A 14,042-nucleotide genomic window follows, 5' to 3' on the forward strand; every position below is an offset into this window, starting at 1 on the left:
CATCCCCGACCACCGATCACGACGCGGTCACGATCCCCCGCTCGACAGGGCGGGCGCTCTTGCCGTGTCGGAGGAGCCGGGCGTAGACCGGACCGCACGGGACAGCGCTCGGACGTTCAACGGAGAACGAAGAACGGGGCAGTGATGCGCGATACGAGCAGCACCATCCGGACACACAGGGCCGTCACGACACTCTCCGTCCTCCTCGCGGGAGCCCTCGCGCTCACCGCGTGCGGCGGCGGCGGCGACAGCAAGAAGGACACCGGCGGCAAGACCGAGCCGGGCACCACCGTCACCCTCCCCAAGCTGAACGGCGCGAACCTGGAGATCGCCGCCGTCTGGACCGGCCAGGAGCAGAAGAACTTCAAGCAGGTCCTCGCGGAGTTCGAGAAGCGGACGGGCGCCAAGGTCACCTTCGTGCCCGCGCAGGACCCGATCATCAACTTCCTCGGCTCGAAGATCGCGGGCGGCCAGCCGCCGGACATCGCGATGCTGCCGCAGCCCGGCGCCATCAAGCAGGCCGTGGACAAGAAGTGGGCCAAACCGCTCGGCGCCGAAGCCGTCAAGGAGCTGCAGAAGAACTACTCCCCGGGCTGGCAGGACATCGGCAAGGTCGACGGGAAGCCGTACGGCGTCTACTACAAGGCCGCCAACAAGTCGCTGATCTGGTACAACAACCAGGTCTTCGAGAACGCGGGCGCCAAGGAGCCCAAGACCTGGCCGGAGCTGCTGACGACGGCGCGGGCGGTGTACGACTCGGGCGTCACCCCCTTCTCCATCGGCGGCGCCGACGGCTGGACCCTCACCGACTGGTTCGAGAACGTCTATCTGTCGCAGGCGGGCCCGGAGAAGTACGACCAGCTCGCCCAGCACAAGATCAAGTGGACCGACCCCTCCGTCAAGAAGGCGCTGACCACGCTCGCCCAGGTCTGGGGCAAGAAGGACTACATCGCGGGCGGCGCGGACGGCGCGCTGCAGACCGAGTCCCCGGCTTCCGTCACCCAGACGTTCACCGGCGGCGACCAGCCGAAGGCGGCGATGGTCTTCGAGGGCGACTTCGCACAGGTCAACATCGGTGAGACCAAGGCGAAGGTGGGCACGGGCGCGAAGGTGTTCCCGTTCCCGGCGGTGGGCTCGGCGGCGCCGGTGGTCTCGGGCGGCGACGCCGCGGTCGTCCTGAAGGACTCCAAGGCGGCCCAGGCGCTGGCCACCTTCCTGGCCTCCCCGGACGCGGCGACGATCCAGGCGAAGCTCGGCGGCTACCTCTCCCCGAACAAGAACGTGCCGAACTCGGCGTATCCGAACGCGGTCCAGCAGAAGATCGCCAAGGCTCTCATCGCGTCCGGCGACGACTTCCGCTTCGACATGTCCGACCAGGCCCCGCAGGCCTTCGGCGGCACCCCCGGCAAGGGCGAGTGGAAGGACCTGCAGGACTTCCTGAAGAACCCGCAGGACGTCGCGGGCACCCAGGCCGAGCTGGAGAAGGACGCGGCGGCCGCGTACGGCAGCGGGAGCTGAACCCACCATGCCGACGCACAGGAGCGTCACCGGCACCCGCAAGACCGTGGCAGCCCTCTTCCTGCTGCCCGCCCTGGTGCTGCTCGGCGCACTCGTGGTCTACCCGATCGGGTACTCGATCGTCCGCAGCCTCTACAACGCCTCGGGCGACGGATTCTCCGGAGTCGACAACTACAAGGCCCTCTTCACCGACGACGGCATTCGTACGGCCCTGAAGAACAACATCATCTGGGTGGTGTTCGCGCCCACGGTCTCCACGGCCCTGGGCCTGGTCTTCGCGGTGCTGACCGAACGCGTGCGCTGGGGAACGGCGTTCAAGCTGGTCGTCTTCATGCCGATGGCGATCTCGATGCTGGCGGCCGGGATCATCTTCCGGCTCGTCTACGACCAGGACCCGCAGAAGGGGGTCGCCAACGCCGTCTGGGTCGGTGTCCACGACACCTTCGCCCAGTCGTCCGCCTTCCCGAAGGCGCACCCGGGCCGCAACTCACCGCTCGAGCCGGAAGCGGGCGGCTTCATCACGTCGGCGACCGTCCGCACGGGCCATGCGGTCAGCCTGCCGCTGGTCGGCGTCGCGCCCGACCAGATGCCCGACGACGCGAAGAGGGCGATGGCCGCGAGGCCGGAGCCGGGAAAGATCACCGGCACCACCTGGCAGGACTTCACACGCGGCAAGGGGGTCGGCAGGCTGGGCGCCCCCGACCCGTCCGAGCGGGGCTACGCCGGCATGCGGATCGAGGCGGTGAAGGACGGCAAGGTGGTGGCCTCGACGAAGGCCGCCGCCGACGGCACCTTCACGCTGCCCGCCTCGGCCGACGGGGCCCGGCTCCGGCTCCCGGCAAGCAACTTCAAGGCGCCGTACAACGGCGTCGACTGGCTCGGTCCGGCGCTGGTCACACCGGCCATCATCGGGTCGTACGTCTGGATGTGGGCGGGCTTCGCGATGGTGCTCATCGCGGCCGGTCTTGCGGGCGTGCCCCGTGAACTCCTGGAGGCGGCACGGGTCGACGGGGCCAACGAGTGGCAGGTGTTCCGGAAGGTCACGGTGCCGCTGCTCGCCCCGGTCCTCGCGGTCGTGGCCGTCACGCTGATGATCAACGTGCTGAAGGTCTTCGACCTGGTCTTCATCATCGCGCCGGGCTCGTCCCAGGACGACGCGAACGTGCTGGCCCTGGAGCTGTACCGCAAGGGCTTCTCCGAGAGCCAGCCCGGCATCGCGAGCGCGATCGCGGTGTTCCTGCTGCTGCTGGTGATCCCGGTGATGCTGTTCAACGTCCGTCGGCTCAGGCGGGAGGAGCGGCGATGACGACGCACGCCGGAAGCACGGGGAGCATCGGCAACGCGGCCCCGGCCGGGACGGCGAGGGCCCGGCAGTCGCTCGGGGCGCTGATCGCGGAGAGGCTCAGCGGCGGACTGGTCCGCGCGTTCCTGATCGTCGTGGGCCTGTTCTGGCTGGTGCCGACCGTCGGCCTGCTCATCTCCTCCCTGCGCATGCCGGAGGACATGAGCGCGACCGGCTGGTGGCAGGTGTTCACCAAGCCGTCCCAACTCACCTTCGACAGCTACCAGAAGCTCCTCGAGAACAGCGACATCACGGGCTCCCTGGTGAACACCGTGCTGATCACGGTCCCGGCGACGATCCTGGTCGTCGCCATCGGCTCCCTCGCGGGCTACGCGTTCGCGTGGATGGAGTTCCCCGGCCGCGACTGGTGGTTCCTGGGCGTGGTCAGTCTGCTGGTCGTGCCCGTGCAGGTGGCGCTGATCCCGATCGCCGAACTGTTCGGGAACATCGGCCTGTTCGGGACGATCTTCGGAGTGATCCTGTTCCACGTGGGCTTCGGCCTGCCGTTCGCGGTGTTCCTGCTGCGGAACTTCTTCGCGGAGATCCCGAGGGAGCTGCTGGAGGCGGCCCGCCTGGACGGCGCCGGCGAACTGCGCCTGTTCACGCGGGTGGTGATGCCGCTGGGCGGGCCCGCGATCGCGAGCCTGGGCATCTTCCAGTTCCTGTGGGTGTGGAACGACCTGCTGGTCGCGCTGGTGTTCACGAAGTCGGGCACCCAGCCGATCACGGTCGCGCTGCAGACGCAGGTTCGCCAGTTCGGCAACAACATCGACGTGCTGGCGCCGGGCGCGTTCATCTCCATGGTGATTCCGTTGGCCGTGTTCTTCGCGTTCCAGCGGCAGTTCGTGTCCGGCGTGATGGCGGGCGCGGTCAAGTAGCGGTTTCGGATAATCCTCAAGTTCCGTGCGAAAGACAGACGTTGAGGGGCGGACCGGTCATCGGCCCGCCCTTCACGGCGCTTCGGACATCCCCCGAACGACGTATGAAACCGTAACCGATTCACCCCATCGGCCGTTGCCGGGCAGAACGCCCGCGCTCCGACCCATGGATGTCCCTTGCCCAGGTTCAGTGTCATCGTCCCCGCATACAAGGTCCAGGCGTATCTGCACGCATGCCTGGACTCGGTGCTCTCACAGTCCTATCCCGACCTCGAACTCATCGCCGTGAACGACCGCTCGCCGGACGCCTGCGGCGCGATCATCGACGAATACGCGGCCCGCGACGTGCGCGTACGGCCCGTGCACCTGGCGGAGAACCAGGGTCTGGGGCACGCCCGCAACGTGGGCATGGAGCACGCGGAGGGCGACTACCTGGTCTTCCTGGACAGCGACGACACCCTCACCCCGGACGCGCTGCGCTCGATCGCGGACCGGATCAAGGAGACCGGCGAACCGGACGTCCTGGTCTACGACTACGCGCGCACCTACTGGACGGGCGAGGAGGTCCCCGACAAGTTCGCGCTCCAGCTGACCGAGGAGGGCCCGGCCCCCTTCCGGCTGGCGGACCGCCCGGGGCTGCTGCGGGTGCTGATGGTGGCCTGGAACAAGGCGTACCGCAGGGAGTTCGTCGAGCGCGAGGGCTTCGCCTTCCCGCCGGGCTACTACGAGGACACGCCCTGGACCTACCCGGTCCTGATGTCGGCGCAGACGATCGCCACCCTCGACCGCGTCTGCGTCCACTACCGCCAGCGCCGGCAGGGCAACATCCTCGGCACGACGAGCCGCAAGCACTTCGACGTCTTCGACCAGTACGACCGGGTCTTCGCGTTCCTGGAGAAGCGGCCCGAACTCGCCCGATGGCGGCCGGTGTTGTTCCGCCGCATGGTCGACCACTTCTCGACCGTGTTCACCAAGCGCGACCGGCTGCCGCGCCGCAGCCGTGCCGAGTTCCTGCGCAAGGCCCGCGCCCACTACCGCCGTTACCGGGTTCCTGGCGCCTCGGTCCCCGTGCGCACGCGTCTGCGTCACAGCCTGGTGCGCTTCGGCCTGCACCGCACCTACCGCGCCCTGCTGTCGGCGATGTCCATGCGCCGAAGCGCCCTGAGGCTCGCCGCCGCACTCACCCGCGCGCTGCGGGCCGGCGCCCTCCAGCTCCACTACCGGGTGCAGCTGCGCCTGCCCCTGCGCGCCGACCGCGCCGTCTTCGCCGCCTACTGGGGGCGGGGGCACGGCTGCAACCCGGGCGCGCTGGAGGCCGCGTTCCGCAGGCACGCCCCGCACATCCGCACGGCGTGGATCGCCCGCCCCGAGCACCAGCACACGGTGCCGCCGGGCACCCGCCCGCTGCGTCCCGGCACGGCGGCCTACTGGACGGCGCTGGCCCGCTCTCGGTACCTGGTCAACAACGTCAACTTCGACCGCCGGCTGCGCAAGCGCCCCGGCCAGGTCTTCGTCCAGACCCAGCACGGCACCCCGCTCAAGCACATGGGCCTGGACCTCCAGGAGCACCCGGCGGCCGCCGGCGGAATGGACTTCGCCGAGCTCCTCAAGGGCGTCGACAAGTGGGACTACGTGCTGTCCGCCAACCGCCACACCACGCTGACCTGGGAGCGCGTCTACCCGGGCCGTTACACCACGCTGGAGTACGGCTATCCGCGCAACGACGTCTTCCAGCGGGCCACCTCCGCGGACGTGACCCGACTGCGCGAACAGCTCGGCATCCCCCGGGACTCGGTCGCGATCCTCTACGCCCCCACCCACCGCGACCACCACCGCACCCAGCGCACCACCCTCGACCTGGGCCGTGTCGTACGCCGCCTGGGCCCGCGTTTCGTGATCCTGGCCCGCGCCCACTACGGGCAGGCCGGCCCCCTGGCCCAGGGCACCCGGGTCATCGACGTCAGCGACCACCCCAGCGTCGAGTCGCTGTGCCTCGCCTCGGACGCGCTGGTCACCGACTACTCGTCGATCATGTTCGACTACGCCAACCTGGACCGGCCGATCGTCCTCCACACCGAGGACTGGGAGGCGTACGAGGCGTCGCGCGGAACCTACTTCGACCCGCGGTCCTTCCCGCCGGGCGCGGTCGCGCGCAGCGAGGACGAGCTGATCGACATCTTCGCGACCGGGCACTGGCGTGGCTCGCGCTCGGCCCAGCTGCGGGCGGTGTTCCGGGATCGGTTCTGCGCGTACGACGACGGGCGCGCCGCCGAGCGGGTCGTACGGCATGTGGTGCGGGGCCAGACCGAGCGGCTGCCGAAGTTCACACCGCTCGGCGAACGCCACCCCGTGCCGTCGGCGGCCGCGGCCCTCGCGCGCTCACCGCTCGCCAGCGTGCCGCAACCGTCCGGCTCCTCCCCCGTCACCAAGAGCGTCTGACCGCCGTTGCCCTCATGGGAGTTCACATGCCCCTCAGCACCTCGCGGCCCACGCCGTCCAGACCGTCCACCTGGCGGCCGACCGGGCGGCCGGGCCGCTTCCGCACGACCTGAGCAGCAGGACAGACAACAGAGAGAACAGAATGCCCCGCTTCAGCATCATCGTCCCGTCCCAGGGGGTCGCCGGCCGGCTGTCCCCGGCGCTGGACTCGGTCCTCGCGCAGTCCTTCGGCGACCTGGAGCTGATCCCGGTCTACGACGCCTCCGGCTCTCCGACCGCGGACGTCATCGCCGCTCACGCCGGCCAGGACCCCCGGGTGGCCCCGGTGAACTCCCCGCCGTCCGCCGGGCTGAGCGGGGCGCGCAACGCCGGGATGCGGGCGGCGACCGGCACGTATCTGCTGTTCCTCGACGGCGACGACATCCTTCTGCCGGGGGCGCTGGCGGCGCTCGACGCGCGGCTCGCCGAGACCGGTGACGTCGACCTGCTGTATTTCGAGCACGAGCGGGTGCCGTGGTGGGAGGGCGAGACGACCAACCCGGCGGCGGCGCTGCTGGCGAAGACCCCGTCCGGCGCGTTCGCCCCCGGCCGGGCGCCCGGGCTCACCGGCGTGCAACTGCCCGCCTGGAGCGCCGTCTACCGCCGCTCCTTCGTCGCCGACGCTCGTCTCGCCTTCCCCGACGGCCATTTCACGGACATCGGCTGGGGCGGCCTGACCACCGTCGCCGCCGAGCGGATCGCCGCCCTGCGCTCGGTCCTCGTACGCCACCGGCTGCGGCGGCAGGGCAGCCGGCTCAACCTGCCCGGCACGCACCAGGGCGAGCTCCTCGACCAGGTGGACCTGGTGCTGACCCGGGCCGCCGAGCAGGGGCTGTCCGCCGAGCGGGCGCGGCCGCTGTTCGAGCAGCTCTTCGCCGTCGTCCTGAAGACGGCCTCCCGGCCGGAGCGGCTGCCCTCCGGGCGGCGTGCGTTCTTCCGCCGGGCGGCGCGCCTGTACCGGCACCGCCGCCCGGACGGATTCCGGGTGCCGGGCGGCAGTCTGGGTGTCCAGCACCGGCTGCTGGCGGCCGGGGCGTACACGGCGTTCCGCGCGCTGCGCGGCGCCAACCGGGCGTCGGCAGCCCTCACCGAGCACCTCCCGCGCCCCCGCATGCTGCGCACCCGGCTGCGCTACGCACGCGACCTGCGCCGCCCCCTGGACCCCAACCTGGCCGTGTACTGCGCCTACTGGGGCCGCGGCTACGCCTGCAGCCCGGCCGCGATCCACGCCAAGGCCCGCGAACTCGCCCCGCACATCCGCTCGGTGTTCCTCGTCGAGGCGGGCCAGGAGCACGCCGTGCCCGAGGACGTCGAGTACGCGGTGATCGGCGGCCGCCGCTACTGGGAGGTGCTGGCCCGCGCCAAGTACCTGATCAACAACGCCAACTTCGCCGAGGGGGTCGTCAAGCGGCCGGGCAGCGTGCACGTGCAGACCCAGCACGGCACGCCACTGAAGAAGATGGGCGTGGACCAGTCGACGTACCCCGTCGTGGCCGCGCAGACGGGCAGCTTCGCCAAGCTGCTCGGCCGGGTCGACCGCTGGGACTTCAACCTCTCCTCCAACCGGCACTCCACCCAGGTGTGGGAGCGCGCCTTCCCCGGCTCGTACGAGGCGCTGGAGTACGGCTATCCGCGCAACGACGTCTACTGCACGGCGCGCGCGGACGATGTGGCCCGCGTCCGGCGGGAGTTGGGCATCCCCGAGGGCAAGACGGCCGTCCTGTACGCGCCCACCCACCGCGACCACCAGACCGGTTTCGAGACCGGCCTCGACCTGGAGGCCTTCTGCGAGGCGGCCGGCGAGGACGTGGTCGTGCTGCTGCGCGCCCACTACTTCTACGACCAGGGGCGCTCCCAGGGTTCCGGCAGGATCAGCCGCGTCATCGATGTAACCGCGCACCGCTCCTCCGAGGACGTGTGCCTGGCCGCGGACGCGCTGATCACCGACTACTCGTCGATCATGTTCGACTACGCCAACCTGGACCGCCCGATCGTCGTGTACGCCGACGACTGGGAGGTCTACCAGGAGACGCGCGGCGTCTGCTTCGACCTGATGGCCGAGCCGCCGGGACCGGTCGCCCGCACGCCCGGGGAACTGGCGCGGATCTTCCGCGACGGCTCGTACGCGGGGCCTGAGTCGCGGGCGCTGCGGGCCGCGTTCCGGGAGCGGTTCTGCGAGTTCGACGACGGTCTGGCCGCCGAGCGCGTCGTACGGCGGGTGCTGCTCGGCGAGCCACCCGAGGCGCTCCCGCCCGTGATCCCGCTCGCGGAGCGCATCCCCGCCCCCGCCGCCGCGACCCTCGTGAGGAGCTGATCCCGCCGTGCCCCGCTTCAGCGTCATCGTCCCCTGCTTCAAGGTGCAGGGCTTCCTGCGCGAGTGCCTCGACTCGGTCCTGGAGCAGTCGTATCCGGATCTCGAACTGATCGCGGTGAACGACCGCTCGCCGGACGGCTGTGGCGCGATCCTCGACGAGTACGCGGCGCGCGACCCGCGCGTGAAGGTGCTGCACCTGCCGGAGAACGTCGGCCTGGGCCGCGCCCGCAATGCCGGAATGCCGCTCGCCACCGGCGACTTCCTCTTCTTCCTGGACAGCGACGACACCCTCACGCCCGGCGCGCTGCGCGCCATCGCCGACCGCCTGGCCGAGACCGGCGACCCGGACGTGCTGGTGTTCGACTACGCGCGCACCTACTGGTGGGGCGGGACGCGGCGCAACGTCCTCGCCGACGTGCTCACCGAGGCCGGCGACGGCAGTGGCACCGACGGCACCTTCACGGCCGCCGAATACCCGCAGATCCTCGACCTGTTGATGGTGGTGTGGAACAAGGTCTACCGGCGGGACTTCGTCGCCGAGCACGACTTCCGCTTCCCGCCCGGCTACTACGAGGACACCCCGTGGACCTTCCCGGTGATGCTGAGCGCCGGGCGCATCGCCGCGCTCGACCGGATCTGCCTGAACTACCGCCAGCGCCGCCAGGGCAACATCCTGTCCACCACCAGCCGCAAGCACTTCGACGTCCACGACCAGTACGAGCGGGTCTTCGCGTTCGTCGACGACCATCCCGGCCTGTGGACCTGGCGGCCCTACCTGCACCGCAAGATGGGCGAGCACTGCCTGGACATCCTCGCCAAACCGGACCGGCTGCCCCCGTCGGACAAGGGCGAGTTCTTCCGTCGTACGGCCGAGATGTTCCGCAGGCACCGGCCCGAGGGCGCGACGGTCGACGGTGAGGTCCGCCTGCTGACCGGCCCGTACGCGGCCTATCAGGCCGCGCGTCAGGTGCGGCGCGGCGCCCACGAGGCCGGGCGGCGGGCGCTGCAGGTACGCAAGGTGGCCGCGGGGCGGGCCAGACGCGGCTGGTCCGCGCTGCAGGCCCGCCGCCCGCTGGACCCGGGCCTCGCGGTGTACTCGGCGTTCTCGCACCGCGGGGTGCTCGGCGATCCGGGGGCGGTGTACCGCGCGGCACGGGAGATCGCGCCGGACATCCGGGGCGTGTGGGTGGTGCGCGACGAGGAGGACGCCGCGCGGCTGCCGTCCGGCGTCGAGCACGTGCTGCTCGGCTCACGGCGCTACCTCGACATCGCCGCGCGGGCCACGTTCTTCGTCAACAACGTCAACTGGCCCGGCACCCTGGTCAAGCGCCCCGGCAGCGTGCACATCCACACCCATCAGGGCACCCCGCTCAAGTACATGGGCGCCGACCTGCTGGGCAAACCCGGTGCCCGGCACGGCCTCGACGTGCCGCAGATGCTGCGCCGGTCCGACCGCTGGGACCACAGCCTGGTCGCCAACCGGCACTCGGAACTGGTGTGGGAGCGGGCCTACCCCTGCCACTTCGCCTCCGCGCGCACCGGCAGCCCGCGCAACGACGTCCTGGTGGGCGCCGCGCCGGACGCGGGGGCCGCCTTCCGCGCAGCGCACGGCATCCCCGAGGACCACACGGTCGTGCTGTACGCGCCGACCCGCCGCGACTACCGCCGGGGCGGCCACGTGGACCGCGTGGACCTGGCCCGGTTCGCGGCCGACCTGGGCGAGGGCCACACCCTCGTCGTCCGCCTGCACCCCTCCCTCGCGACCGGTCCGGCGCGCGGGCTGGGCCTGGCCGAGCTGCACCGGCGGGGCGTACTGGTCGACGCGACGGACGAGCCGCACGTCGAGGAGGTGATGCTCGCCTCCGACGCGCTGGTCACCGACTACTCGGCCCTGATGTTCGACTACGCCAACCTCGACCGGCCGATCGTGGTCCACGCCGACGACCTCGCGGCGTACACGGCGAGCCGGGGGACCTACTTCGACATCACGGCCGAGGCGCCGGGGCAGGTGTCGCGCTCCTACCGGGAGCTGGCGTGGCTGTTCGCCTCGGGGGCGTGGCGGAACGAGGAGTCGGCGCGGCTGCGCGCACGGTTCCGGTCCCGCTTCTGCGAGTTCGACGACGGGCACGCCGCCGAGCGGGTCGTACGGACGCTGCTGCTCGGCGAGTCCGAGGCGAGGACGGAGGCCGTCCGGATCCCGCGTCCGACCGTCGGCCACGACCTCCTGACGTCGAGGTGAGGCCGCGCGCCTGGGTGCTGCTCCTGGCCGCCGCGTTCGCGCTGATGCAGCTCGCGACCGTCACCGGCCGGGACACCCCCGACTCCAAGAACTACGTGTCGTACGCGCTGAGTCTGGGCGGCGCGAGCAAGCGGGAGGCGGCCGCCGCCACGATCGACTGGGCCTGCGCGGGCCAGGCGTCGGTCGTGCACCGGAACCAGGACGTGGACGTGGTGCGCTTCCACCGGCCCGACCCCACCCCGCGCGTGCTCACCGGGTGCCGGGCCGAGGAGTGGCGGCTGGTGGACCGGCGGCTGCGGGCCGGCCAGACGGAGGGGCACATCGTGCCGTTCATCGGGCAGCGCATGAAGCGGATCTTCGAGGTGCGGCCCGGGTACCCCGCGTTCCTGCTGCCGTTCGTCACGGCGTTCGGCGTGACGTGGGGCGTGTGGCTGGCGAGCGTGGTCGTCACGGTGACGGGCGGGGTCCTCGCCTTCCTGGTCCTGCGCACCCTGTCCGTGCCCGTGCCGCTCGCGCTGACCGGGCAGGCCCTGTTCTACGTCCTGCCGTGCGGGACGACCGCCATGCGCCCGATGACCGAGGGCCTGATGCTGGCGCTGACGCTCGCGGCGGTGTGGGGCTGCGCGCTGGCCCTGACCGGGCGCTCCCGGGCCGGGACGGCGCTGGTCGGCTGCTCGCTGCTCGCGCTGTTCGCGGTCAAGCACTCCCAGTCGCTGTTCCTGGGGCTGTGCCTGGCGGTGGCGGGAACGGTGGTCGCGCTGCGACGCCGACGGCACATGGGGGTCCCCCCTGCACGAGCGGATTCGAGCGCTCGGCGGAGTCCTTGGGGGCGCGGGCTCGTGGGGGTCACCACTACCGGGTGCTGCGCGGCCGTGGGGACGCTGATCCTGGCGCGGCTGCTGCACTACCCGTCGGAGTCCGAGAGCGTCCAGGACCTGCTCACCGGCCACTTCGCCCGCCCGGACCGGGCCCGCCCCTGGGCGGAGTTCCTGCGGCTGGAGGGCCGCTTCTGGCTCGAGTGGGCACGGCGGCAGCTGTCGGAGCCGCTGTTCGTGGCCGCGCTGGCGGTCGGGGCCTGGGGCACGCTGCGGCGGCGCGCCTTCGGCTGCTTCCTGCTGGCGGCGGCGTTCACCGGGATCCTCAACCAGGCCGGGCACCCCGACATCAACATCTGGGGCGACCGGCTGATCGTGCTGGTGTGGCTGCTGCCGGTGGTCGGGGTGCCGCTGCTGCTGGAGCCGCTGGTCCGGCGGCCGGTGGCGCTGCCCGTGCAGGGACACCGTGAACGGCAGGCTCACTCGATGAGGTGAGCGGCGGCAAAGCCGCCCACCGGGGTGGGAAGACTCGGCAAATGCCCAGCCTCGTCTGCGTCCCGGCCGCCCGGTGAGCACCGACGTCCTGAACCGGCGTTCCGCGCGCGGGGCCACCGCCCCGCGCGGGGGCGCCCTCCGGCGGCCGACGCCGTACCAGGTCTACGGCCTCCTCTTCTGGCTGCTGATGACGCTGGCCTACTGGAGGGTGCCGCCGTGCTGCGACGCCGGTCAGCACGCGTCGGTCGTGGAGCGGCTGCGGGCGGGCCTGCCGGACGCGGCGTTCCACTCCCCCTACGTGCTCGCCCAGGCCGCGTTCGCCCGGCTGACGGGGCTGTCGGGCTGGGCGGTGCTGCGGGTCTGGGGGCCGCTGAACCTGCTGGTGCTGCTGACCGGCGTCGGCCGCTTCGTCCGTGCGCTCACCCCGCGCGCGTGGGCGCCGGTGCTCGCGCTGGCCTTCCTGACCGTGCTGTGGGGCACCGAGCGGGTCTGGGGCGGCGGCCTTATCGCGCTGATGCCGATGACCGGCAACCTCGGCTACCCGTCGGCCTGCGCGATCGGCCTCGCCTTCTGGGCCTGGGCACTGACCGCGGCACGCGCGCGTGACGTGCGGCCGGTGCGGTACGTCGGGCCGAGCGGGCTGCGGGGCTGCACGGGGTATGCGGCGCTCGGGCTGCTGTACGGGACCGTCGTGCTGGTCGACCCGGTGACCGGGGCGGGCGCGGCGCTCGGGGCGGTTGCCTGCGTGGCGGGGTGGCAGCGCGGGTGGCGGGCGGCGGTGGCGGGGCGCTGGGCGCTGGCGGGCGCGGTGGCGGTGCTCGTCGCGGCGGGCCGTCCGTACGCCGGCTGGAGCGTGGTCGCGCAGGGCGGCGTCCCGGAGGACCTCGCCGCCCGGTGCTGGCTGGCGCTGCTCGGGCTGCCGGCGCTGTGGCTGCGGGCCCGGCGGGATTCCTGGCGCGATCCGCTCGTGCTGCTGACCGTGCTGGAGTGCCTGGCGCCGGCCTGCGGCCGCCTCGGCGGGCTGCTCGGGCTCGCGCTGGCGGGACCGCAGTGCGCGCTCGCGGTGGAGCTCGCGGCGCCGCGCCCGTGGCCGGTGTGGCGGCGGGCGCTGGGCTGGGCGGCGGCGGGCGGAGCCTGCCTGGGCTTCCTGACCGTGCAGGCCGGCGCGGTGGTGCCGCGCTCCCTGGACCCGGTCGGCTTCGCGCAGCCGCCGCGCTGGCCGTCGTACGACTGGATGGCGGGGTACGTCCGCCCCGGCGACGTCGTCCTCGCGGACGGCTCCCGGGCCGTCCGCACGCTCCCGGGGTACGGCGTCACGGTCGCCGACGCCCGCGCCTATCTCTCCCCGGCGTCGACCCGCGCCGAGCGCACCGCGATCGTCCGCCGCGACCGGGTGCGCTGGCTGCTGCTGACGCGGCACAGCGGGGTGCCCGAGGAGGCGGTGGTGGTGGCGTGGAGCCGGCGGACGGGTGAGGTGCTGGCTCGGGTCGGCGGAACCGGTTCGGCTACTCGATGACGAGATCGACGTCGATGTTGCCGCGGGTGGCGTTGGAGTAGGGGCAGACCTGGTGGGCCTGCTCGACCAGCTTGCGGCCGGTCTCGCGGTCCACGGTGTCGGGGAGTTCCACGCGCAGGGTCACCTTGAGGCCGTAGCCCTCGCCCTGCTTGCCGAGGCCGACCTCGCCGGTGACGGCGGCGTCGCTCACGTCCACCTCGGCCGCGCGGCCCACGAGGCCCAGGGCGCTGGCGAAGCAGGCGGCGTAACCGGCGGCGAAGAGCTGCTCCGGGTTGGTGCCCTGGCCGTTGCCACCCAGCTCCACCGGCGGCGCCAGCTGGACGTCCAGCTTGCCGTCGGAGGTGTAGGCGCGGCCGTCGCGGCCGTGCGTGGCGGTGGCGACGGCGGTGTAGAGCGCGTCCATGTTGACCATCCCTCTCGAGATCAGGTTCACGTTCCGGCGGCCGG

General features: G+C 72.2%; 9 protein-coding genes. 8 read left to right on the top strand and 1 reads right to left on the bottom strand.

The window, feature by feature from the left end; translation table 11 throughout:
- The first annotated feature begins 144 nt into the window (after positions 1–144).
- The 8 genes from ABZ910_RS19390 to ABZ910_RS19425 all read left to right on the top strand — a co-directional run bounded on the left by ABZ910_RS19390 (position 145) and on the right by ABZ910_RS19425 (position 13,595).
- Positions 145–1,518: an ABC transporter substrate-binding protein gene (locus ABZ910_RS19390; protein ID WP_361366237.1), complete on the top strand. Its 1,374-nt coding sequence runs from the start codon at positions 145–147 to the stop codon at positions 1,516–1,518.
- Between the two features lie 7 nt (positions 1,519–1,525).
- Entirely contained in the window at positions 1,526–2,824 is a 1,299-nt protein-coding gene (locus ABZ910_RS19395; RefSeq protein WP_361366240.1) for a sugar ABC transporter permease, read from the top strand.
- On the top strand, positions 2,821–3,738 hold the full coding sequence (locus tag ABZ910_RS19400) for a carbohydrate ABC transporter permease (RefSeq protein WP_361366243.1): 918 nt from the start codon (positions 2,821–2,823) through the stop codon (positions 3,736–3,738). The genes ABZ910_RS19395 and ABZ910_RS19400 overlap by 4 nt, the downstream gene beginning before the upstream one ends.
- 177 nt (positions 3,739–3,915) lie before the next feature.
- Positions 3,916–6,177 carry a bifunctional glycosyltransferase family 2 protein/CDP-glycerol:glycerophosphate glycerophosphotransferase gene (locus ABZ910_RS19405; RefSeq protein ID WP_361366245.1) on the top strand — a complete coding sequence of 754 codons (2,262 nt, stop codon included), beginning with the start codon at positions 3,916–3,918 and terminating at the stop codon, positions 6,175–6,177.
- A gap of 142 nt (positions 6,178–6,319) precedes the next feature.
- Entirely contained in the window at positions 6,320–8,530 is a 2,211-nt protein-coding gene (locus tag ABZ910_RS19410) for a bifunctional glycosyltransferase family 2 protein/CDP-glycerol:glycerophosphate glycerophosphotransferase (protein ID WP_361366248.1), read from the top strand.
- Between the two features lie 7 nt (positions 8,531–8,537).
- The gene (locus tag ABZ910_RS19415; protein WP_361366250.1) at positions 8,538–10,769 is read left to right on the top strand and encodes a CDP-glycerol glycerophosphotransferase family protein; all 2,232 of its coding nucleotides are present in this window, start codon (positions 8,538–8,540) and stop codon (positions 10,767–10,769) included.
- Entirely contained in the window at positions 10,766–12,079 is a 1,314-nt protein-coding gene (locus ABZ910_RS19420) for a hypothetical protein (protein ID WP_361366252.1), read from the top strand. The genes ABZ910_RS19415 and ABZ910_RS19420 overlap by 4 nt, the downstream gene beginning before the upstream one ends.
- A 73-nt stretch (positions 12,080–12,152) precedes the next feature.
- On the top strand, positions 12,153–13,595 hold the full coding sequence (locus ABZ910_RS19425) for a hypothetical protein (RefSeq protein WP_361366255.1): 1,443 nt from the start codon (positions 12,153–12,155) through the stop codon (positions 13,593–13,595).
- Here the strand turns inward: ABZ910_RS19425 and ABZ910_RS19430 are convergent.
- Positions 13,585–13,998 (bottom strand): organic hydroperoxide resistance protein, encoded by a 414-nt coding sequence (locus tag ABZ910_RS19430; protein ID WP_361366258.1) that lies wholly within the window; start codon positions 13,996–13,998, stop codon positions 13,585–13,587. The genes ABZ910_RS19425 and ABZ910_RS19430 overlap by 11 nt on opposite strands.
- Positions 13,999–14,042 lie beyond the last annotated feature (44 nt).

This window comes from Streptomyces sp. NPDC046805 (assembly GCF_040645355.1).
GTDB lineage: Bacteria > Actinomycetota > Actinomycetes > Streptomycetales > Streptomycetaceae > Streptomyces.